Consider the following 24,505-nt stretch of genomic DNA (forward strand, 5'->3'; position numbering starts at 1 on the left):
ATAAAGGAAATGAAAAACAATATAAAAAAATTTAAAACTATTACGATTGCTGCTACATTTAGTTTGCTGCTAATCGGAACTTCGTGTATAAACGATCTTGAACAAGAACCTTTAACAGGACTGACCTCCATCAGTATATATAAAGATTTTGCAAATTATCCCAGTGCTTTGGCCAAAGTTTACGGTGGATTTGCTCACGGAGGACAGGAGCCCAACGGTGGTAATTCTGACATAAACGGTATTGATGGTAACTTTTCACAATATACCAGAATGCTTTTCACAATGCAGGTTTTGCCAACCGATGAGGCGGTGATCGCCTGGAACGACGGAACCCTTCATACGATTCATAAGATGACTTGGGATTCCTCCAACGAATTCATTGCAGGGATGTACTACAGAATTTTCACACAGATTGCCACGTCCAACGAGTTTCTTAGAAATGTGACCGACGAGAAATTGGCTTCCAATAATATTACAGGCGATAACCTTACCGAAGCCAAATATATGCGGGCTGAAGCCAGATTTCTGAGAGCATTATCTTATTACTATGCTTTGGATCTGTTTGGCAATGTGCCTTTTGTAGATGAGTCTTATTTGCCTGGATCCATTAATCCCCCAAGAAGAATTACCCGCGCAGAATTATTTGATTTTGTAGAATCAGAATTACTGGCCGTATCCAATGATTTGAAAGCTCCGAAAACTAATGAATATGGCCGTGCCGACAAAGCTGCAGCTTGGGCTTTACTGGCTCGATTGTATTTGAACTCTAAAATATACAATGGAAGCGATCATTACACCGACGTCATTACGTACTGTAACAAAGTTATTGAAGCGGGATATGGACTGAAACCTAAATATGCAGATCTTTTCTTAGCCGATAATGACAAAAATAACCCGGAAGTTATTTTTGCGATCCTTTTCGATGGCGTTCATATCCAGACATCTGGAGGATCAACATATCTTGTACATGCCGCAGTTGGAGGCTCGATGCCTGCCGAAACAATGTTTGGCATCAATGGCGGATGGGGTGGCCTCAGAACAACCAAAGCGTATGTAGGATTATTTCCAGACAGCAATGATCAGCGGGGTAATTTCTATACAGAGGGTCAAAGCCTCGAAATCAATGACCTGGGAACTTTTACAGATGGCTATGCCTTTGTGAAATTTAAAAACCTAACAAGTACAGGAGCTTTTGGAACAGATGCCGCCAAGAATTTTGTAGATACAGACGTCCCTCTATTTAGACTCGCAGATATCTATTTGATGTATGCAGAAGCAACACTGAGAGGAGGTGCCGGCGGTAGCGCTGCCACGGCATTGGCCTATGTGAATCAGCTCCGAACCAGAGCAGGATATACCTCGACATTGTCTTCTATCAACCTCGATTTTATTTTAGACGAGAGAGCTAGAGAATTGGGTTGGGAGATGACCAGAAGAACCGACTTAATTCGGTATGGAAAATTTACGACCGCAGCCTATTTATGGCCTTGGAAAGGGAATATCAAAGAAGGTGCAGCAGTCGGAGATTACCGAAATCTTTACCCGATTCCTGCCAAGGATATTATTGCTAACCCAAATTTAGTCCAAAATCCGGGCTACTAAGAACTAAACTTATTTTGAGATGAAAACAAATATTTTAAATAAAATACTTCTTGCTTTTTTGGCCATCATTACGATCACGGCCTGCGACGACAGGGAAATAATCACCGTAGAAAATACCTCCGCGGCAATGGTGGTGGATCTCTCGACTACCAACTTATTTCTCGATCAGAATTTTCCCGACAATCCGGCTCTCACCATTTCTTGGTCTCCGGCAGCCTATTCTGTTCCTGTATCCGTGAGTTACAATGTCGAGGTATCAGCCGACGAAGCTTTTACTTCACCACAGCTGGTAAGCAGCGTGACAGACTCCAACAGGACCGTAACTTATACGGCAAATCAAGTGAACGCTGCGGCGCAATCCATAGGACTGGTTGCCAATGTGCCGGGTAAAATGTATGTGAGGGTAATCTCCTATCTTGGAAATAATGCTGTACAGGCGACCTCAAATGTTACTTCCTTAATGGTAACGCCATACAAGTTGGTTTATCCCGATTTCTACCTCGTGGGCGCTGCCAGCTATGTGGGCTGGACGGCTTCGGCTGCTCAACTCCTGTATAAGCAAGAGAATTTATCTTACATCTACACCTATTTGGAAAAAGATCAGAATTTCAGATTTTTGGGTCAGCAGGACTGGCAACCACTTAATTACAGTATAGATGATCCGGGAACAGATGCCGGCAACAGATATTTCAAATCGACCTCTTCCAACATTGTTTTTGGAGATCGCGAGAATATGAAATTCACCGGCGAAACAGGCATCTACAAAGTGGTGATAAATGCAGACAAAACCGTGCAATCTCTAAATGCCACCATTTCACCTATTCCTGTTTTTGATATCCCTCAATTATATTTGGTAGGAAACGTTGCAGGCAACGGCTGGTCTGCTGAAAACGCAATCGAGATGACCAGCGCCGGAACAGGCATTTTTGAATATACCACCACGTTACCGGCTGATGCAGAATTCAAATTCCTTGGTCAAAAATCTTTTGGAACTCTCGAATGGGGCAATCTTTCCGCAGCCGGCAATTCAGGATTTTTAGGACCCAAAGGCGATAATGATAACATCAAAGTTGCCGGAGATGGCAGTTCCTATAAAATTACAGTCAACTTAAAAGCAGGGACTTATAAAGTTGTTAAACAATAATCTTGCAATAATTATTAAAAACATGAAAAATATTATAAAAGCATTTTTCGCATCGTTGCTGGTAGCATTATTATTTGTAACCTGTACAGATGATGCAGACAGAGATTGGACGACCCCGGAAGCCAGTTTCAAGCTATATAACACCACGCTTGGCAGCAATGTGCTGTACGAAACAATGAAAGACAATCCCTTTGTGCTGACTTGGGACAAAACAGGAGCGTCCAACTTCACCATTGTCTATTCTACCAAAGAAGATTTTTCGACTAAAAGCACATTAGGAACAGCAACAACCAATATCTTTACCACCACCATCGGAGATATCAATAGTAAGTTTCTGCAAGCTGGTATGTCGCCGTACACCCCTTCTACAGTTTATATAAGAGTGGAAGCGGGCGCAGAAGTATCCAATGCCATATCTTTCACCGTCACGCCATACCCGGTAGAAGGCCCGATTGTGACGGCACCAACGGCCGGTTCCACTTTGGTTCTCGATGCTGCAGACCAGTCGGCCATTGCGATGACTTTCACTTGGGATGACTATTCAAGCTATGGAGTCGATGTCAAATATTTGGTAGAAATTGCAAAAACCGGCACCACCTCTTTCGTTTCCGTCGGAGAAGTCACTAATGCAAAATCTTTGGCTGTAACCAATAAAGATCTGAACACCGCCGTAGTCAACACCGGTGCCACAATCAACCAAGCCAACGATATGGATGTACGGGTAACCGCTACTACATCTTCTGTGGGCGGATCCATTGTACTTCCGTCCGATATTGTCACCTTCAAAGTCACACCATATCAGGTAGATTATCCTGATTTCTACTTAGTGGGCGGTGCAAGTGCGGCAGGATGGAATGCGGGAAATGCCATCAAGTTGTTTAAAAATGATAATCTTTCCGAAATTTATACTTATCTGCAACCGGACAACTTTAGATTCCTTGGACAGCAGGACTGGAATCCGCTGAATTACAGCATTGATGATCCCAGAACCAATGCATCCAACAGATACTTCAAAACCGTATCTTCCAACGTAGAGTATGGCGATCCGGAGAATATGAAATTTACAGGAACTGCAGGGGTTTACAAAGTGGTGATTAATGCAGATTTCGGAGTCAAATCGCTGACTGTGACTCCAACGACTGCTCCTTGGGATATTCCAAACTTGTACCTCGCAGGATCTATTCAAGGATGGAATGCCGGTGCAGCATTAGCTTTCCAACCTAAGGGAAATGGCGTCTTCGAAAGCGATCCGCTCGAAATGCCCGACGGTGCCGAATTCAAATTCTTAGGACAGCAGGATTGGTCCGGATACGAATGGGGCAATCTTCATACGGCCGGTAATTCCGGTTTCCTCGGTCCGAACGGAGACAACAATAATATCAAATTTGACGGTGGTGGCAATTACTTCACTATTACCGTTGATTTGAAAAAAGGAACTTACAAACTCGTACAATTAAATTAATTTTAATAGAGTAATCATCATAAAGTGTTGCCAAAGTGCAACACTTTTTTTATATTGTACCAAATATAGCAACCGTATAAAATGAAAATAGACCTCACCATTTGTCTTAAAATTCAATAATGATAAATGATGGCTTTCAAACTAAAATTATTTAAACTAATGAAAAAATTGACTATCGGAACAGTTCTGTTCTTTTTGATGTTTGCAGGCATCAACGCTCAAAGTTTAAAATCCCCCGACGGCAAATTCGAAATGAATTTCCAACTCAAAAATGGCGTCCCCGTTTACAATTTGAAGTACAACGGCGAAACCGTAGTAGAAGATTCCAAATTGGGACTAAGACTTTTTAAAGATAAATTCGTGAAATTCTCTTCAGAATTTACAAAACCGGAAGCTGAAGAATTGGCAAACGACCTCAATTATGGATTCGAAAAAATTGATGAAAAAAGAGATTCCAAAAACGAAACCTGGCAGCCCGTTCTTGGTGAAAAGAAAACCTACATTAATCATTACAACGAGCTTGCACTTACTCTCAACCAAACGTCAACCAAACGAAATATCATTGTGAAATTCCGTCTCTTCAACGATGGATTGGGCTTCAGATACGAATTTCCCGAACAAAAAAATCTCAATTATTTCGTCATCCGCGAAGAAGATTCGGAAATCGATTTCCCTACTGATATGAAAGCCTGGTGGATCGTTGCAGATTACGACTCGCAAGAATATCAATATCAAACAACGAAAATCTCCGAAATCCCGGCACAATGGCCAAAAGCCTATGAGTCAAACGCCTCTCAATCTTTAATCAAAAATGCCGTTCAAACGCCATTGATGCTGAAAAAAGAAGGCAGCAATTCGCTATACATCAATGTAGGCGAAGCCGCAGTTCTTAATTATCCTGCCTCTCATTTGGAGGTAGATGCTCAAAATTTTAAATTCAAAACCCATTTGACCGCCGACAGACAGGGCGCAAAAGGTTATATCCAAACACCAGCCACCACACCTTGGAGAACCATCATCGTTTCGCCAAAAGCCGAAGTGGTGCTAGACTCCAAAATGATGTTTAACCTCAATGAACCGACTGCTTATACCGACACTTCTTACATAAAACCGACCAAATATATGGGCGTTTGGTGGGAAATGATCATCGGGAAATCTCAGTGGGCCTATTCCACATCGGAAAATGTACACATCGGAAAAACCGATTTTTCTAAATTAACACCCAACGGAAAACACGCCGCCAACAACACCAAAGTGAAAGAATACATCGATTTTGCTTCGGCAAACGGCTTTCAAGGGCTCTTGATCGAGGGCTGGAACATCGGCTGGGAAGATTGGTTCGGAAAATCCAAAGAATTTGTTTTCGATTTTATCACGCCGTATCCTGATTTTGATATTAAAATGTTGAACGAATATGCCCATTCCAAAAATGTAGAACTGATAATGCACCACGAAACTTCGGGCTCTGCCACCAATTACGAAAGATGGGCAGATAAAGCGTTCCAATTGATGAATAAATATGGGTACAAATCTGTGAAAACCGGCTATGTGGGCGATATTATTCCTCGTGGCGAGCACCATTATTCTCAATGGACTATCAACCATTATTACAGAATTGCGGAGAAAGCCAATGAATATAAATTGATGGTCAACTCGCACGAAGCCGTTCGCCCAGGTGGAGAAAGCAGAACTTATCCCAACTGGATTTCTGCAGAAGCCGCAAGAGGAACGGAGTTTGAGGCTTTTAGTGGAAACAATCCAGACCATCAGACCATTATGCCTTTCACACGCTGGATGGGTGGCCCTATGGATTATACACCGGGTATTTTCCAAACCAAATTGGATTATTATTTTCCTGGAGATAAGCGATTTGTGAAAACTACCTTGGCCAAACAATTAGCATTATACGTGGTGATGTATATGCCGCTGCAGATGGCTGCCGATTTGCCCGAAAATTACGCCAAGCATATGGATGCTTTCCAGTTCATCAAAGATGTAGCCGCAGATTGGGACGATACCAAAATCCTTTCAGCCGAACCAGGCGATTACATTCACACCGCGCGTAAAGCAAAAGGAACTCAAAGCTGGTTCGTGGGCGGCATCACAGATGAAAATCCTAGAGATTTCACAGTGGATTTTTCGTTTTTAGAGAAAGGCAAAAAGTACGAAGCCACAGTTTACGAAGATGGTAAAGATGCCGATTACATCAACAATCCACAGAGCTATCATATTTACAAAAAAACAGTGGACAGCAAAACCAAACTTCCCGTTCACCTCGCAAGAAGCGGCGGTTATGCCATTTCTCTGAAACCTGTGAAATAATTTTTTAGGAGCTTAGTCCCGCTTCGAGATTTTGACAAAAACAAAAAAGTATGTTGTCGGAAATCGAGTTACGAGATGCAGCGATCTGGAAAAATAAAATAAAGACACCGTCAATCGGGGCTACAAACCTTCAAGGTTTCAAAAACCTTGAAGGTTTAATTGGAAGATTTAATTGAATACCAAGATTCTCCATATTAATCATTATGAAAAAAATCATCACATTTTCTGTCTTATTTCTGTTCATTATTGGTTTTGGTCAAACGCACCGCTTCATTTATGAATTACACTTCAAATCTGATTCCACGAAGAATAAAACAGACTCCGTAAAAATGGTTTTAGATATCGGTAAAGAAGAAACAAAATTTTATGATATAGAATTTTTGAGAATAGACTCTATAAGAAAGATTAAAAATGAAAATTGGATGACCAACAGCATAACTCAGCAGTTACTGAAGAGAAAAAACGGCAGCAATTTTAATCAGAATTACAAGGACAACCTTTTTGATTATTTTTTGGTTGAATCCAACGATGAAATGAAATGGAATGTTTTTCCCGAAACTAAAAATGTCGCAAATTATCATTTGCAGAAGGCGGAAACCAATTTTGGAGGTAGGCATTGGGTAGCTTGGTTTACTGCAGAAATTCCGATTTCAGAAGGTCCATACAAATTCCGAGGCTTGCCAGGGCTTGTTTTTGAGGTATCAGATGTGGGGAATAATTACTCTTACAAGTTAGTGAATAGTACAACATTAGACGTTGAGGTTGATACCAACGACTTTTTGGAAACCCATTATGGCGAGAAACCGATCAAGATCGCAGCCGAAAAACTAAACGAACTCCAAATCAATTATTACAATGATCCTTATTCGTGGGCGAGGACAGCTACCGGGAATTGGAATGTCAATTTTGGGGATGGCGTTAACTACAACAAAAAGGAAGATATTCCGTATCTCACCAAGAGAACGCAAGAAGAACTTCGCAGAAACAACAATCCTGTCGAGTTGGACACGGCTGTGAAGTATCCACTGAAATAGTTTTACAAACCTTCAAGGTTTTTAAAACCTTGAAGGTTTAATTTAAATCCCACATTCTCAATATTCAATCATTATGAAAAAAATATTCACAATTACATCGCTGCTCATTTTTTCGGCAGTTTTGGCCCAAATCCAAAAAATAGAGCCCGCTTTTTGGTGGAGCGGAATGAAAAATCCCAAACTTCAACTCTTGGTTTATGGTAAAGATATCAACGATTTGAAACCCGAATTCTCCAACGGAATCAAAATTAAGGAGGTTAAAAAAGTTGAAAACCCAAACTACCTTTTTGTAACCATCGACACGCAAAATGTAAAACCCGGGAAAGTCAAAATCAACTTCAAAAAAGAATCGAAAACCGTCAAAACTCTCGATTACGAATTCAAACAAAGGCAGCAGAACTCCGCCAACAGAGATTCTTACACCTCGGCAGATGTGATGTATCTCGTGATGCCGGATCGTTTTGCCAACGGAAATCCGGAAAATGACAACACACCAGATACCGCCGAAAAAAGTGACAGAACGCAATCGGGTGGCCGCCACGGTGGCGACATTGCAGGAATCATAAAAAACTTGGATTATCTGGGCGAATTGGGCGTCACCACGCTTTGGAACACGCCGCTGTTGGAAGATAACGAACCCAGCTATTCTTACCACGGCTACGCGCAAAGCGATTATTACAAAATCGATCCGCGCTACGGAACCAACGATGACTACAAGAATTTGGCAAACGAACTTCACAAGCGCAAAATGAAACTTGTGATGGATTATGTCACCAATCATTGGGGTTCGAAAAGTTGGATCATTCAGGATTTGCCTTCCAAAGATTGGATCCATTATTGGGAAGACGGGAAAAACGGTTTCCAAAGAAGCAATTACAGGATGACGACGCAGTTTGATACCAACGCTGCGAAAGTAGATGAAGCCGCTTGTATGGACGGTTGGTTTGATACCACGATGCCGGATATGAATCAAGGTAACCAGTTGGTTATCAATTATATGGCACAGAATGCGATCTGGTGGATAGAATATGCCGGCTTGGACGGACTGCGCGTGGATACCTATTCTTACAATGACAAAAAAGGCATTGCCGAGTGGACAAAACGCATCACAGACGAATATCCGAAGCTCAATATTGTGGGCGAAGTCTGGATGCACAATCAGGCGCAAATGGCCTATTGGCAGAAGGATTCTAAGATCGCAGCGATAGAAGGTTACAATTCGTATTTGCCTTCTGTGATGGATTTTACCCTGCACGATGCCATCGGTCAGGTTTTCCGGGAAGAGCCGGGCTGGGACTCCGGAATGCAGAGGGTTTACGATAATTTTGCGAATGATTTTCTGTATCCCAACATCAATAATATTTTGGTTTTTGCCGAAAATCACGACACAAACCGATTTAACCAGAATTATCCCAAATTGGAAGATTATAAACTGGCGATGAGTTTGATTTTGACCGTACGCGGTATCCCCCAATTGTATTACGGTTCCGAAATTGGGATGGCTGGCGACAAAGGCAAGGGCGACGGCGATATTCGTCGGGATTTTCCAGGAGGTTGGGCCGGCGATGCCAATAATGCTTTCACAAAATCTGGGAGAAGTTCTTCCCAAAATGAATATTTCGATTTTACCAAAAAATTACTGAACTGGAGAAAAGGAAACGAAGCGATACATCAAGGAAAAACCCTCCATTATGTTCCGAACAACAATGTTTACGTTTATTTTAGATATACTGATAAAGGACGGGTGATGGTTGTCATCAATAACAACAAAGAAACTCAGAACTTAGATTTGAAGCGTTTTTCTGAAGGCATCCATAACTTCACCAAAGGAAAAGACATCATTTCTGACAAAGATTTTGATTTGAAAACAAATTTGTCTGTCGGTGGAAAATCTTCATTAATTTTAGAGCTTAAATAAAAGTCGTATTATCGTTTGCAAATGGCGAAAAATAAGAAAATAAATGTTCAAGGAGTTGATGTTGTTTTTTATCAAGACAATAGCAATGATTACATTTCTTTAACCGATATTGCAAGGTATCGTGATTCTGAGCGCAGTGATTATCTTCTTCAAAACTGGCTGCGAAATAGAAGTACTATCGACTTTATTGGTTTGTGGGAGAAATTTAATAATCCAAATTTTAATTCCATCGAATTCGATGGAATTAAAATCCAAGCCGGTTCAAACAGCTTTTCCCTTACACCGAAACGATGGATTGAAGAAACAAATGCAATTGGTATTGTTTCCAAAACAGGAAGATACGGCGGAACCTTTGCTCACAAGGATATTGCCTTTGAATTTGCAACTTGGTTAAGCGCAGAATTTAAATTTTTTCTAATTAAAGAATTTCAACGCCTCAAAGATGATGAAAACAAGCGTCTCAATCTCGAGTGGAACTTGCAAAGAACCATTTCTAAAATCAATTATCACATTCATACAGACGCTATTAAGGCCAATTTGATTCCCAAAGAAGTCACAAAATTGCAATCGGGATTTGTGTATGCCAATGAAGCAGATTTGCTGAATGTTGCACTTTTTGGTATAACAGCCAAAGAATGGCGAGATAAAAATCCCGAGAAAAAAGGAAATATTAGAGATGAGGCTACCTTGGAACAATTGGTTGTTCTGAGTAATTTGGAAAGCATCAACGCCTTGTTCATTCAGCAAAATTTGCCACAAAATGAAAGACTTGTTCAACTCAACAAAGTAGCCATAACTCAAATGAAATCTTTGCTCGCAAACAATAACCTGAAAAATTTAAATAGATTATGAAAAAATATCTGTCTTTATTGCTGTTTGTCCTTCTCTCATTTTCAATTCCACTTTCTGCCCAAAAGAAAGGCTTTGACGAGAATGTTCAGAAGAAAAATGTTGGATTGGTTTTAGATAACCTGAATGAATTTGCTGCAAAAGCAGATTTTAAAAATTATTTTGACTTATTTGCCGAGCAATCGACCTATATAGGAACCGATGCGACGGAAATATGGGACAAAAAACAATTTATGGATTATGCAAAACCACATTTTGACAAAGGACATGGTTGGGATTTCAAATCCTTAAAACGAACTATAACTTTCAGTAAAGACGGAAATTATGCCTGGTTTGATGAACTTTTGGATACTCAGATGAAAATTTGTAGAGGTTCCGGCGTTCTGGAAAAAATCAATGGAAATTGGAAAGTGAAGCAATATGTCCTCTCGATGACGATTCCCAATGAAGTGGGTAATGAGGTTGTAAAAATCAAAGCACCCATCGAAAACGAAATGATTTTGAAATTAAAGTAACACGATATAAAATGAATGTAAGTAAAAGAGATTTGCCGTACTCCCAGTTGTGGAACATCAGCTTCGGCTTTTTTGGTGTTCAGATTGCCTATTCTTTGCAAAGCGCCAACATCAGTCGGATTTTTGCCACTTTGGGGGCAGATCCGCACAACCTGAGCTACTTTTGGATTCTACCGCCGCTGATGGGAATGATTGTCCAGCCCGTAGTAGGCGTTTTGAGCGACCGAACCTGGACTAAACTTGGGAGAAGAATACCTTACCTGCTGGTCGGTTCTATTATTTCGGTCATTGTGATGTGTCTGTTGCCCAACTCTGGAAGTTTCAATTTGTCTGTTTCTTCAGCAATGGTTTTCGGCTTGATCGCATTGATGCTGTTGGATACGTCCATCAATATGGCCATGCAGCCGTTCAAAATGATGGTGGGAGATATGGTCAACGAAAAGCAAAAAGGACTTGCTTATTCTATTCAGAGTTTTCTGTCCAACGCAGGAAGTCTCGTGGGCTATCTCTTTCCCATTATCTTTACCTTCATCGGTATTTCAAACGTAGCAGCAGCAGGCGTCGTTCCCGACTCGGTGATATATTCTTTTTACGGCGGTGCTGCTATCCTCATTTTATGTGTACTTTATACAGTTTTTACAGTGAAGGAAATGCCACCTAAAGAATATGCTGAATTTCATGGCATCGAGGATATCTCTGTCACCAAAAAATCTGCGAATATATTCCAATTGTTGGCAAAAGCACCTTCCGTATTTTGGTCCGTGGGTCTGGTGCAGTTTTTCAGCTGGGCAGCTTTTATGTATATGTGGACTTACACCAACGGAGGAATTGCCGAAACCATTTGGAATACGAGCGATGTAAAATCCGCTGCTTATCAGGAGGCCGGTAATTGGGTCGGGGTCGTATTTGCTGTTCAGGCCGTTGGTTCAGTGATTTGGGCAATGGTGATTCCTCGTTTCAAATCTTATAAAACCGCTTATGCCATAAGTTTGATATTAGGAGGCATTGGCTTTGTCGCTACGATGTTTGTCCACGACAGGTATGTTCTTTTCATTCCCTATCTTCTGATTGGTTGCGCCTGGGCCGCCATCTTGGCTTTGCCATTTACCATATTGACGAATGCTTTGAAGGGCGATAATATGGGAGCGTATTTGGGACTGTTCAACGGTACGATATGCTTGCCACAGATTGTGGCAGCATTGCTTGGAGGTGTCCTGTTTAGATATATTGCAATGGGAAGCTCTATTGCGATGTTGGGCATTGCGGGAGCGTTGCTCTTCTTAGCCGCTGCCAGCGTATTTGTCATCAAGGAAAATAAAACACAAAGATAAATGCACCGGCGTAAGTGTAAGTGTGCGATGCTACTACCGGACTCTTTCTTATGCATGATGTTGATACGATTCTAATGTCCGTAATGGATATTGGGATTATCTCGCAACTTTTCGAAGGTCTCATAGTGTTTCTCAATAGATTCTTTGCTAGCTTTTTCAAATTCTTTATTGGTGATTTTATAATCTTTTTGCAGCTGAAGCAATTGTTTTTTCAAGGTCTCTATGATGGTCGCGTAATCGGGGTTTTGGAATTGGTTGTTCAGCTCTTTCGGGTCTTTGTTGAGATCATAAAATTCCCACTCATCGATATCGTCATAGACGTGGAAGAGTTTATAATCGAATGTTCGAATGCCATACATCTTTTTTACCATATGAAAAGCGGGATAATCGTAGTAATGATAATATAAGGCTCTTCGGAAATCATCATTCTTTACTCTGTTCTCCAAGACCGGGCGGAAAGATTTTCCTTGCATATCTTTCGGAATAGGCACGCCTGCATAATCCAGAAAAGTTTCTGCGAAATCCAGATTTTGAGTAAGCGCAGTGACCACAGTTCCCGGCTGTATAGATTTGGGATATTTCATCAGCAAGGGCATCCCAAAAGATTCTTCGTACATAAATCGTTTGTCAAAAAAACCTTTCTCTCCCAAATAGAATCCTTGATCCGATGTATAAACCACGATGGTATTTTCAGAGAGGCCACTTTCATCCAGATAATCAAGAATCTTACCGACGCCCTCATCTACGGATGCGATGGAAGCCAGATAATCTTGCATATAGCGTTGATATTTCCATTCTGCCAGTGCCTTTCCGGTTAGTTTGGCATCGTGCATCGCATCATTTCTTTTTTGATAGGCTTTGTCCCATTCGGCACGTTGCTCCTTTGTCATTCTGCCAAAGTCGGTTTTCCACGGGTCGGTCGCCAAGTCCGGTTTCCCTTTTTCTTTCGTCATTTTCAGGTCGTGACCTTCGTACATATCACGGTAGATCGTTTGAAGTTGCTCTTTAGACGCGGTAGAACCTTGATGATCGGTAAAATAAGTATCAGGAATCGGAAATTTTACATTTTCATATTTATTGAGATGTCGCAGCGCCGGCATCCAGTTTCGGTGGGGCGCCTTGTGATGAACCATCAATAAAAATGGTTGATCCGAATTTTTATTTTCTTTGATAAAACGCAGCGCATCTTCTGTTATCAGATCGGTAGCATAGCCATTAACCACCAATGTATCCGGGAGTTTCTGATTCCAATGCGATGTACTCTCCACCAGTTTTTTGTCCAGCAAGGCAGAATCTTTTTTCTTGATGAATTGCGGATTGTAATAATTTCCTTGGTCGTTCAGGATGTTCCAATAATCAAAACCTTCAGGATAGCCATGAAGATGCCATTTACCAACCATTGCAGTTTTGTAGCCGGCTTTCTTCAGCATTTTGGGGAAAGTGGGCTGCGAACCATCGAAGATGTCGCCATTTTGGCGGAATCCATTGATATGGCTGTGCTTGCCCGTAAGGATGACTGCCCTGCTCGGGCCGCAGATCGAATTGGTGCAGTAATTCTTTAAAAATAAAGCGCCTTCCTTAGCAACTCGGTCAATATTAGGCGTGGGCGCCAATTTGGAGACGGGATGTCCATAGGCGCTTATGGCCTGTATCGCGTGATCGTCTGCCATTATAAAAACAATGTTGGGTCGCTTTGCCGAAGTGCTTGATGGCAAATTACTCTGGGCAGTTAGCAAAGAAAATGTCAGAAATAAAAAAATGGAAATAAGTGGTTTCATAAAAACAGTCTTTTTTTGTTTGATTTATCTTTCTTTAAATATAAAAATTTTTTAAGTCCTGAGCTATGCCAATCCTCCATCGAATAATACCCCGCAAAAAATATAATGCTCCAAGGCACTAACGTTCAATTCAAATATAATATCCAATATTCAGATCCCAAAACAATGTAAAAACTTTTAATAAAAAAACGAACGATTGCAACTTTTTATGAGTTTCTCTGGAAAATTAAACTTTATATTTTGTTAGATTTATTATCAAAAAATCTTAAATTTGGCACTTCGAAAGTTAAAACACGATAATAATGAGATTACTTATTGTTGGCAATGGCGGCCGCGCTTCAGCTTTGGCTTTAAAACTAAGCGAGGATACCCGAATTACAAAAATGTTTTTTGCACCCGGAAATGCCACTACACAAAAAATAGGAGAAAATATCAACGAAACTGATATTTTGAAACTTAGAGATTTTGCTGTTAAGCAAAACGTAGATCTCACCATCGTAGGTCCCGAAGCGCCACTCGTAGAAGGCATTGTAGACGAATTTAAAAAAGTTGATCTCAGAGTTTTCGGCCCGTCGAAGAAAGCCGCTTCATTGGAGGGCAGCAAAGCTTTCTCTAAAAAATTTATGCAGACCTACGGCATCAAAACCGCCAAAGCCGTCATTTTTGATTCCTATCCCGAAGCTAAAGAATATTTACAGAGTCAGAAGTTTCCTCTGGTCATTAAAGCGAGTGGACTGGCAGGTGGAAAAGGCGTGGTAATTGCAGAGGATCTGGAACATGCCGAAGGCACTATCCACGATTTTATGATTAAAAGAATCTTCGGAGATGCAGGAATCCAAGTGGTAATCGAGGAATTTCTGCAAGGTTTCGAAGCCTCAATCATTGCATTTTCAAACGGACACCAATTTTTTCCTTGTGTCGCAGCCAAAGATTATAAAAAAGCCGGAAATGGGGACACTGGTCCGAACACCGGCGGAATGGGTTCTGTGGCACCAAGTCCGGAATTTACAGACGCACACAATCGGGATTTTGTCCAAAACATTATGAATCCTACTTTGGAAGGACTCAAAAAAGAAGGGCTCGGTTTCAAAGGATTTATTTTCTTCGGATTGATGGTAACTGCCAACGGAACCTATCTTCTGGAGTACAATATGAGATTGGGTGATCCTGAAACGCAAGTGCTGATGCCGCTCCTTGAAAACAATCTGGTAGATGTCATCGAGGATTGCCTTCAAGGTAAAGAATTGAATCTTCAATTTAAAAATAAAAAAGCAGTTTGCCTGGTAGTTTGTTCCGGCGGCTATCCCAAAAATTACGAAACCGGCTACGAAATTACGGGCGTAGATAAGGTAAAAAACAGCACCATTCTTTATGCCGGGGCAGATTACAGAGGAAACAAAGTGGTGACCACGGGCGGGCGTGTGCTGAATATTGTGGCTCTGGGAGATACTTATGAAGAGGCACGAAAAAAGGTTTATGAAGACGCCGTCCCAATTCATTTCGACTATGCTTTTTATCGCGACGATATTGCGAAATTTTAAAATACAAAGAGATGTTGGCGTTCAATATCTCTTTTTTTTAGAAACTTGGTCGGCTTCTCTCATCATCTATTAGTTATATAAAAATGCAAAACGGAATTATCATTTTAGACTTCGGATCCCAATACAATCAACTCATTGGCAGAAGAATCCGTGAAATGGAAGTCTATTCGGAAATATTACCTTTCAACACGCCATTGTCAGAAATATTGGACAAAAAACCAAAGGGAATCATTCTATCCGGCGGCCCCAGTTCTGTCAATGCAGAGAATGCTCATTTGGTGGATCAAGCACTTTATGAACAAGGAATTCCGGTTTTGGGAATCTGTTACGGAATGCAGCTGACAGCACATCTCTTAGGTGGAAAAGTTACCAAAGGCATCAAAGGAGAATACGGAAAAGCCCATCTGGACATCGTAAAACAAAACGAATTATTGAAAGGCGTCGGCCAAAATTCTGTCGTTTGGATGAGCCATTTCGACGAGGTTACCAAATTGCCTCCCGGTTTCGAACTGAATGCAAAATCCGGTGTCGCAGCAGCCATTTCGAACCCCGAGAAAAAAATCTACGGCGTTCAGTTTCACCCCGAGGTTTCCCATTCCGAAGAAGGCGGAAAGATGCTGGAAAATTTTGTCTTTGGCATCTGCCAATCCGAAAAAAACTGGAAACTAACCAATTATATCGAAAAAACCGTTTCTGAAATCAAGGAAAAAGTAGGCGACAACAAAGTAATTTTGGGACTTTCCGGCGGCGTAGATTCTTCCGTTGCTGCGGTTTTGATTCATAAAGCCATCGGCGATCAGCTCACTTGCATCTTCGTGGACACCGGGCTTTTGAGAAAAAATGAAGACAAAAAAGTGATGGAGAATTACGGCAAACATTTCCATCTAAACATCAAATTGGTGGAATCCTCCGAAAGATTCTTGTCAAAATTGGCAGGCGTTGGCGACCCGGAACAAAAAAGAAAAATCATCGGCAACGAGTTCGTTCAAGTCTTCGATGAAGAATCGAAAAAAATTGAAGGTGCCAAATTCCTGGCTCAGGGAACCATCTATCCCGATGTTATCGAATCTCAATCTGTAAAAGGACCGTCGACGGTGATCAAATCTCATCACAATGTAGGCGGATTGCCTTCTGAAATGGAATTCGAATTGCTGGAACCGCTGAGAGAACTGTTCAAAGATGAGGTAAGAAAAGTGGGAGAGGAGTTGGGCATTCCTCACGAGTTGGTTTACAGGCATCCGTTTCCGGGACCTGGCTTGGGAATCAGAATCCTTGGAGAAGTGGATGCTGAGAAAGTTAAAATACTGCAAGAAGCGGATGATATCTTCATCGAGGAATTGTACAAAAATGATCTTTACGAGAAAGTTTCTCAGGCATTCGTCGTGTTGCTACCGGTAAAATCTGTCGGTGTAATGGGCGACGAAAGAACTTACGAATACACGGCGGTCATTCGTTCAGCCAACACGATTGACTTTATGACTGCCACTTGGAGCCGACTACCTTATGAATTTTTGGACACAGTTTCCGGCAGAATTATCAACGAGGTTCGCGGAATCAACAGAGTCGTTTATGATATCAGCTCAAAACCACCGGCCACGATTGAATGGGAGTAGGAGATAAAGCCAATTCCTATTTTAAAAAAAACTTAAATCCAGCACAATCGGCCGAATTTTTTGTTAATGAATGTTGCGTTTTCTTAGAATTGATATTTATAAAATAGATTGATAATCAATTATTTACTATAATAAATATAATAATTTTTATCAAATTCCACCGGTTTGTCAGATTTCAAAGTTACCGTCTGTGATTGCTCGGTGGGTTTGAGTTCTTGGCCATCCGCAAGTCGTATTGGTAATTTCAAATTCGGAATCACGTTCGTCCATTTGTATGTCAGCTGATTTCCATTTTGCTGGTAGTCCAAAGTTGGGATTTTGACCGTTCGCAAATATTGATCGAAGACCGTCGATAGATCGATCCCTGATTGATCAGAAAAATACTTTTCGATTTGCGCCGTGGTGACGGTTTGATGGTAGAAATCCTTGTTTAGTCCTCTCAGAATCTGTCTGAACTTTTCATCATTATTAATGATAGTTCGGATCGTATGAATCATATTCGCGCCTTTGTAATACATATCGCCGCTGCCTTCATTCCTCACGCCGTATTGCCCGATGATTGGTTTGTCATTGGCAATTTTGTTTCGCAATCCTTGCACATAGGTATCGGCATCCGCTTTTCCCCAAAGACTTTCGACAAACAGAGTTTCGGAGTAATCCGTAAAACCCTCGTGGATCCACATATCAGCTTGATCTTTCGCCGTGATGTTGTTTGCAAACCACTCGTGACCGCTCTCGTGAACGATGATGTAGTCCCATTTCAGCCCAATGCCCGTCCCAGAGAGGTCGCGTCCCAAATATCCGTTTTGAAATTTGTTGCCGTAGGCCACATTGCTCTGATGCTCCATTCCCAGATGCGGCGACTCTACCAACTTGTAAGAATCTTCATAGAAAGGATACGGGCCAAACCAATGTTCAAAGGATTTGAGCATCGGTTTTGCTTGCTCGAACTGTTTTTTCGCTTTGTCCAGATTGTAGTCCAAAACCCAATAATCCAAGTCCAGCTTGCCCTTTTCACCATCAAAATGATCTTTGAAATTCACATATTTTCCAATGGACGGAATGATGGAATAATCGTTGATCGGATTTTTCACTTCCCAAGTCCAGCCGATTTTTTCGCCCATATTTTCTTGGTGGATCAATCGCCCGTTTGCGATACCCACAAGATCTTTCGGCGTAATAATTTTGAAAGTGATGCCATTATCCGGCTCATCGCTCCAGATATCTTTTGTAGGCAGCCAGATGCTTGCGCCGATTCCTTCGTCTGCAGCAGTCATCCACGGATTTCCGTTTTGGTCTTTGGTGAAGATCCATCCGCCGTCCCAAGGCGCATGTTTTGCGATCATCGGATTTCCCGAAAAGTCAATATCAATGGTGAATTTCTGGCCTTTTTTGAAGGTCTTTTTGGTTGATAGGAAGATAAAATCGCCATCCACTTTTTGATCAGTTACCAGAAAACTCGCCTTTATCTTGTCCGCTTTCATTGGTTTTTGAAGATCGATTTGGAAGGTCGGATTTTTTACATTTTTTAATATTTGCAAAGTGATTTTGTTGCTGCCTTTGATACTTTTGGTCTCGAAGTCGGGTTCCAAAACGATGTCGTATTTTTTCACATCCCAAAAGTTTCTAAACGCCGTGTTCGAGCCCTTCAATGAATCGGTTTTGGTGAATTTTTCTGTCGTTTCGAAGAATTGGGCTTTGGAGAAACCCATTATCAAAACAAAAAGTAGGAGCAGTTTTTTCATTTTATTTTTTGAGATTTGATAAGTGTAAATTTGAGTCTTAAAAGTTACAGCTAAAATGCATTTTCCAAATAGAAATGCTTTGTTTCTTCGATAATTTCATCAATTTCATCAAGCGTTAAAGCCTGTAAAAATCTGGTTTTAAATTCTTTAAAATGCGCGATGCCACGGAAATAGTTGCTGTAATGTTGCCTCATTTCTACGATTCCTGCTCGTTCGCCTTTCCATTCCACAGACCAGACTGCGTGGTTTTTCACCGCTTCCAATCTTTCAGAAATAGTTGGCTCGGGCAAAATCTCACCAGTTTTAAAAAAATGTTTGATTTCATTGAAAATCCACGGATAGCCGATGGCGCCACGCCCGATCATAATGCCGTCGCAGTTGTATTTATGTCTATATTCCAAGGCTTTTTCGGGAGAATCTATATCGCCGTTTCCGAAGATTGGGATTTCGATATTCGGATTGCTTTTGATTCTGGAAATATGCGTCCAGTCGGCTTCGCCTTTGTACATCTGCGCGCGGGTTCTGGCATGGATGGTCAATGCTTTGATGCCGGCATCTTGCAATCTTTCGGCCACTTCATCAATGTTAATAGAATCATTGTCCCAACCCAACCTCGTTTTCACAGTTACCGGCAGATGGGTAGATTTTACGACCGCTTTCGTCAGCCGAACCATTAAGTCAATATCTTTCAAAACGCCTGCTCCGGCGCCTTTGCAAACCACTTTTTTCACCGGGCATCCGAAGTTGATATCCACCAAATCGGGCTCCACGGTTTCGACGATCCTCGCAGACATCGCCATCGCCTCCTCATCACCTCCAAAAATCTGAATGCCCACAGGTCTTTCATAATCGAAAATATCCAGCTTTTGACGGCTTTTGATGGCATCACGGATGAGGCCTTCCGAAGAAATAAATTCGGAATACATCAGATCTGAACCGTGCATTTTGCACAATTTTCTGAACGGCGGATCGCTCACATCTTCCATCGGAGCCAGCAATAGCGGAAAATCCGGAAGTTCTATGTTGCCAATTTTTACCATTGTGCAAAGATAATGATTCATTTTTTGAATAATTTAAAATCAATCTTAATTCAGGATGTCATAACTTTGTTTTCATAACTATACCCTATGAAAAACGCTGTTCTGTTGCTGCTAATGACGCTTTTGTCGTCTTGTTCCAAACCGGAAAATTCGGGAAACAAAAATATTTTGCTTGCCGAGGAAGCACTTGCTACAAAGAGCATTAGCGATCCTATTGCCGAAGGAAAATCGCTGGTAGAAAATGCCGACTGCTTGAGTTGTCATGAATTAAATGAAAGAATGATTGGCCCGTCGTACAAAGAAGTGGCAGAAAAATATGAAAATACACCCGAAAATGTAGAAATGTTGGCGGACAAAATTATCAAGGGAAGTTCGGGCGTTTGGGGCGATGTTCCGATGCCGGCGCACGGCCTCAGTAAGGAAAATGCGAAGTTTATGGCGCAGTACATTTTATCATTGAAATAGAATTTGAAATTAATATAAAATCTAAAGACGGGTTTAGCTATTTTTTTGTATGTCTCTTTTTAGGATTTTGATTAACTTTCAGAAATTTGAATTTATGAAAATCATCCTTCGGTCTCTAATTTTTGTTTCTGCTTCTATCTTTGCGCAAGAACATCAATACGATTATACGTTGTTCACAAACAGTCTGATGCAAGACAATTTCTTTTATGGGAATGTTAAAGTTTCGGGAAGTTCTTCTATCAAAAATCAGAATTCAAAAGTATTGGTCGATGAAAATGAATTTCATTCACCGGGGAATTCTCTTTTGCTGGATTATAAAAATGCTAAAAACGGAAGATGGGAAGCCTCGATAGAATATGAAGAAGTACGAGGAAAAGATTTTTTCAACAAAGCCAATTTTCTGAGTTTTTGGATTAAATCTGAGAACAATGATTCCAATACGTTACCGACGATAAAACTTCAAAAAACCGATGGCACTTTTTCGAAATCAGTGAATCTTAAATTAGCTAAAAATAATCAGTGGGAGAATATTTTAATCGATATTTCAAACCTTGATTCTTCTGTTAAAGACAATCCAAAATTAATAAAAGCGCTCGTTTTCTCGCAGCCCAAAAATACGGAATCAAATAATAAAATCTGGCTGGATGATATTGCCTTCATCCATTCAAAAGAAAATGAAACGATTATTGAAACGCCGAAGATTTCATCTGCTAAAGCTTATATGAAGCACGTTGACCTGAAGTGGAAACCGTTTGAAAATGACCAAATCCGATACGTCAAAATCTACCGCTCGGAAAATAGAAAAGACTTCAAACCAGTCGGAATCCAAGATGCTTACATTGAGAGATTTGCAGATCTCACCAACGAAACCGGAAAAAAATATGCCTACAAAATAAGCTACCTCGACAAGCTTTTCAATGAATCAAAATGGTCAGAAATGGTCTCAGCCGAAACCAAAAATATGTCCGATGAAGAGCTGATGACAATGGTTCAGGAAGCTTCTTTCAATTATTATTGGGACGGCGCAGAAACCGGAAGTGGACTTTCGAAAGAAAATACCAACGGACGGCAAAATATGATCGCGACAGGCGCATCCGGTTTTGGATTGATGGCCTTGATTGCAGGAACGGAACGTGGATTTATTACAAGAAAAGAAGTAGTAGCGCGTTTTACAAAAATCGTCAACTTCCTCGAGAAAGCCGACAAGTACCACGGCGCAGTTCCGCATTTCATCGATGGAAAAACCGGAAAGACAGAGCCTTTCTTTGGAAAAAAAGACAATGGAGCAGATTTGGTGGAAACCTCATTTTTAGTTCAGGGTTTGTTGGCCGCGCATCAATATTTTAATAAAGATAATGCCGAAGAAAAGAATATCAGGGCAAAAATAGACAAATTCTGGAAAGGAATCGAGTGGGATTGGTTCCGTCAAAAACCTGACAGCAAATATCTTTATTGGCATTGGTCGCCGGATCAGGGCTGGGTAATCAACCACCGCTTGATCGGATGGAACGAGACGATGGCGACTTATCTGTTGGCAATCGCTTCGCCAACGCACTCCATTCCGGCAAGTCTGTATTACTCCGGCTGGGCAAGTCAGGACAAAATTGCTCAGGATTACCGGAAAAATTGGGGAAAGTCCGATGAAGGCGCTATGTACACCAACGGAAATACCTATTATGGCATCAAGCTGGATGTTGGTGTGAACAAAGGAGGTCCATTATTTTTTACCCATTATTCTTTTATGGGTTACGACCCGCACGGCTTGACGGACAGATATACCAACTATTTCAAAAATAATCAGAACATTTCTAAAATCAACTATTTGTATTGCGTCGAAAATCCGAAAAAACAAAAAGGCTACGGCAAAGACGGCTGGGGCTTGACCGCTTCCGACGGACCAAATGGCTACAACCCAGATGAACCTGTGCAACGAGAAGACACTGGAAAACTCACTCCCACCGGCGCCATTGCATCTTTTCCGTACACACCAGCCGAATCTATGGCAGTTTTGAAAAATTTCTATCTCAATTACGGCCATTTCCTGTGGGGCGAATATGGTTTTCGGGATTCCTTTGACCTCAATAATAACTGGTGCTCGCCGATTTTTATGGGTCTGAATCAGGGGCCAATGGCTGTGATGATAGAAAATTATAGAACAGGTTTAATTTGGAAATTGTTTATGAGCCATCCTGATGTGAAAGCCGGACTTCGAAAATTAGAAAAAGAAAGCTTTGACAAATAATTTATTCTTTCATTTGACTGAGATTTAAAATCTTTGCTAAGTTTTATGTCTTTATGTACCTTAGGATATTTTCGATAATTTCAAAAAAACTTAGCGAACTTTGCGTTAAAATCCTACCAGCAAAATTTAAGTTTCATAGAACATTTTAAAAATCACTATTTTTGCAGTTCCAAAAATTTGAATTAAGATGTCATTATCAGAGCAGGAAATAATCCGTCGCGAGAAATTAGAAAAACTAAAGCAACTGGGAATAGACGCATTCCCCGCTGCAGAATACAAAATCAGCGATTCTACAAAGTCTATAAAGCAAAATTTCCAAGAAGGCAAGAAGGTGGTGATCGCCGGAAGATTGATGTCCAGACGGATTCAGGGAAAGGCGAGTTTTGCCGATTTGCAGGATTCCGAAGGTAAAATTCAGGTTTATTTCAATCGCGACGAGATCTGCCCCGGTGAAGACAAAACTTTGTACAACGAGGTTTACAAACATCTTTTGGACATCGGTGACATCATCGGCGTGGAAGGCGAATTGTTCAAAACGCAGGTTGGTGAGATGACCGTGAAAGTAGAAAATTTCACTTTGCTCACCAAGTCGCTTCGTCCGCTTCCGCTCCCCAAAGTGGATGCAGAAGGCAATATCTTCGATGCTTTTAATGATCCGGAATTGCGCTACAGACAGCGCTATGCCGACTTGATTGTGAACCCGCATGTGAAAGAAATCTTTGTGAAGAGAACAAAACTGTTCAATGCAATGAGATCTTTTTTCAACGATGCAGGATATTTTGAAGTGGAAACGCCCATCCTCCAGTCGATTCCCGGCGGCGCGGCAGCACGACCTTTCATCACGCATCACAACGCCTTGGACATTCCGCTATATCTTAGAATTGCAAACGAACTGTATCTGAAAAGACTGATCGTTGGCGGATTTGACGGCGTTTATGAATTCTCCAAAAACTTTAGAAATGAAGGGATGGACAGGACACACAACCCAGAATTTACCGCGATGGAAATCTATGTGGCATACAAAGATTACAACTGGATGATGGATTTTACCGAGAAATTGTTGGAGTTCTGTGCCAGGGCTGTCAACGGCACGTCGGATTCTACTTTCGGGGAGCATACAATCAGCTGGAAGGCGCCTTATCCGCGCATTTCTATGACCGAAGCGATCTTGAAATACACCGGTTTCGATATTACCGGGAAATCTCAGGAGGAATTATTCGATTTTGCTAAATCTATCGGCGTCGAAGTGGACGAGACGATGGGAAAAGGAAAATTGATCGACGAAATTTTCGGCGAGAAGTGTGAAGGAAACTTCATCCAGCCCACTTTCATTACCGATTATCCAATAGAAATGTCGCCTTTGACCAAAAAACACCGAAGCAAAGATGGCTTGACCGAGCGTTTCGAGCTGATAGTTTGCGGAAAAGAAATTGCCAATGCTTATTCAGAACTTAATGATCCGATTGATCAAAGAAAACGGTTCGAACATCAATTGGCTCTATCCGAAAATGGCGACGACGAAGCAACGGGCTTCATCGACGAAGATTTCCTGCGAGCTCTGGAATACGGAATGCCGCCAACGTCTGGATTGGGAATCGGAATGGATCGCTTGATTATGTTTTTAACCAACAATGCATCGATTCAAGAAGTGTTGTTTTTCCCGCAAATGAGACCGGAAAGAGCAGAAACTAAAGTCGAATTGGGAGAAGATGAAAAAGTAATTCTCGAAATCCTAAATTCTCAGGAGGCGCCGTTTGAACTCAACGAAGTGAAAAATCGTTCGCAGCTCTCGGGGAAAAAATGGGACAAGGCTTCCAAAACTTTGGCTAAAAATAATCTGGTGAAAGTTGAAAAAATCGATGAGGTTTTGTGGATGAAGTTGGTTTAATGCTTTAAGTTAAATA

General features: G+C 41.2%; 17 protein-coding genes. 14 read left to right on the plus strand and 3 right to left on the minus strand.

Features of this window, described 5'->3' with window-relative positions; genetic code table 11:
• Positions 1-9: 9 nt before the first annotated feature.
• The 9 genes from DTW91_RS09560 (at position 10) to DTW91_RS09600 (ending at position 12,177) form a co-directional block, all read left to right on the plus strand.
• Positions 10-1,602, plus strand: coding sequence for a RagB/SusD family nutrient uptake outer membrane protein (locus DTW91_RS09560; protein WP_125203160.1), 1,593 nt, complete (start codon positions 10-12; stop codon positions 1,600-1,602).
• Between the two features lie 19 nt (positions 1,603-1,621).
• Positions 1,622-2,746 carry a SusE domain-containing protein gene (locus DTW91_RS09565; protein ID WP_125203161.1) on the plus strand — a complete coding sequence of 375 codons (1,125 nt, stop codon included), beginning with the start codon at positions 1,622-1,624 and terminating at the stop codon, positions 2,744-2,746.
• A 22-nt stretch (positions 2,747-2,768) separates the two neighbouring features.
• Complete coding sequence (locus DTW91_RS09570) at positions 2,769-4,208, plus strand: SusE domain-containing protein (RefSeq protein WP_125203162.1); 1,440 nt, start codon at positions 2,769-2,771, stop codon at positions 4,206-4,208.
• A gap of 159 nt (positions 4,209-4,367) precedes the next feature.
• A complete protein-coding gene (locus DTW91_RS09575; protein WP_125203163.1) occupies positions 4,368-6,530 on the plus strand; it encodes a glycoside hydrolase family 97 protein in 2,163 nt (720 codons plus the stop codon).
• A gap of 203 nt (positions 6,531-6,733) precedes the next feature.
• The gene (locus DTW91_RS09580) at positions 6,734-7,564 is read left to right on the plus strand and encodes a GLPGLI family protein (protein ID WP_125203164.1); all 831 of its coding nucleotides are present in this window, start codon (positions 6,734-6,736) and stop codon (positions 7,562-7,564) included.
• A gap of 73 nt (positions 7,565-7,637) precedes the next feature.
• Positions 7,638-9,482 (plus strand): glycoside hydrolase family 13 protein, encoded by a 1,845-nt coding sequence (locus DTW91_RS09585; protein WP_125203165.1) that lies wholly within the window; start codon positions 7,638-7,640, stop codon positions 9,480-9,482.
• A gap of 21 nt (positions 9,483-9,503) precedes the next feature.
• The gene (locus tag DTW91_RS09590) at positions 9,504-10,334 is read left to right on the plus strand and encodes a KilA-N domain-containing protein (protein WP_125203166.1); all 831 of its coding nucleotides are present in this window, start codon (positions 9,504-9,506) and stop codon (positions 10,332-10,334) included.
• Positions 10,331-10,846 carry a nuclear transport factor 2 family protein gene (locus DTW91_RS09595; protein WP_125203167.1) on the plus strand — a complete coding sequence of 172 codons (516 nt, stop codon included), beginning with the start codon at positions 10,331-10,333 and terminating at the stop codon, positions 10,844-10,846. The genes DTW91_RS09590 and DTW91_RS09595 overlap by 4 nt, the downstream gene beginning before the upstream one ends.
• A gap of 11 nt (positions 10,847-10,857) precedes the next feature.
• Complete coding sequence (locus tag DTW91_RS09600; RefSeq protein WP_125203168.1) at positions 10,858-12,177, plus strand: MFS transporter; 1,320 nt, start codon at positions 10,858-10,860, stop codon at positions 12,175-12,177.
• A gap of 71 nt (positions 12,178-12,248) precedes the next feature.
• On the opposite strand, the gene DTW91_RS09605 is transcribed toward DTW91_RS09600, so the two are convergent.
• Entirely contained in the window at positions 12,249-13,955 is a 1,707-nt protein-coding gene (locus tag DTW91_RS09605; protein WP_125203169.1) for a sulfatase, read from the minus strand.
• A gap of 302 nt (positions 13,956-14,257) precedes the next feature.
• On the opposite strand from DTW91_RS09605, the gene purD reads away from it, so the two are divergent.
• Complete coding sequence (gene purD, locus DTW91_RS09610) at positions 14,258-15,496, plus strand: phosphoribosylamine--glycine ligase (RefSeq protein WP_125203170.1); 1,239 nt, start codon at positions 14,258-14,260, stop codon at positions 15,494-15,496.
• A gap of 83 nt (positions 15,497-15,579) precedes the next feature.
• Positions 15,580-17,109 (plus strand): glutamine-hydrolyzing GMP synthase, encoded by a 1,530-nt coding sequence (gene guaA / locus DTW91_RS09615; RefSeq protein WP_125203171.1) that lies wholly within the window; start codon positions 15,580-15,582, stop codon positions 17,107-17,109.
• Between the two features lie 119 nt (positions 17,110-17,228).
• Here guaA and DTW91_RS09620 read toward each other — a convergent pair whose 3' ends face one another.
• Together DTW91_RS09620 and dusB are read right to left on the minus strand one after the other, a co-directional pair.
• Complete coding sequence (locus DTW91_RS09620) at positions 17,229-18,854, minus strand: M1 family metallopeptidase (RefSeq protein WP_125203172.1); 1,626 nt, start codon at positions 18,852-18,854, stop codon at positions 17,229-17,231.
• A 50-nt stretch (positions 18,855-18,904) separates the two neighbouring features.
• Positions 18,905-19,894, minus strand: coding sequence for a tRNA dihydrouridine synthase DusB (dusB, locus tag DTW91_RS09625; protein ID WP_125203192.1), 990 nt, complete (start codon positions 19,892-19,894; stop codon positions 18,905-18,907).
• 87 nt (positions 19,895-19,981) lie between these two features.
• On the opposite strand from dusB, the gene DTW91_RS09630 reads away from it, so the two are divergent.
• The 3 genes from DTW91_RS09630 (at position 19,982) to lysS (ending at position 24,489) form a co-directional block, all read left to right on the plus strand.
• Positions 19,982-20,359, plus strand: a complete 378-nt coding sequence (locus DTW91_RS09630; RefSeq protein ID WP_125203173.1) for a c-type cytochrome — start codon at positions 19,982-19,984, stop codon at positions 20,357-20,359.
• 94 nt (positions 20,360-20,453) lie between these two features.
• Complete coding sequence (locus DTW91_RS09635) at positions 20,454-22,601, plus strand: glucoamylase family protein (RefSeq protein ID WP_125203174.1); 2,148 nt, start codon at positions 20,454-20,456, stop codon at positions 22,599-22,601.
• Positions 22,602-22,788: 187 nt separating this feature from the next.
• Positions 22,789-24,489, plus strand: a complete 1,701-nt coding sequence (lysS, locus tag DTW91_RS09640) for a lysine--tRNA ligase (protein ID WP_125203175.1) — start codon at positions 22,789-22,791, stop codon at positions 24,487-24,489.
• Positions 24,490-24,505: the final 16 nt, after the last annotated feature.

The sequence above is a fragment of the Chryseobacterium sp. SC28 genome, from assembly GCF_003932955.1.
Lineage (GTDB): Bacteria > Bacteroidota > Bacteroidia > Flavobacteriales > Weeksellaceae > Epilithonimonas.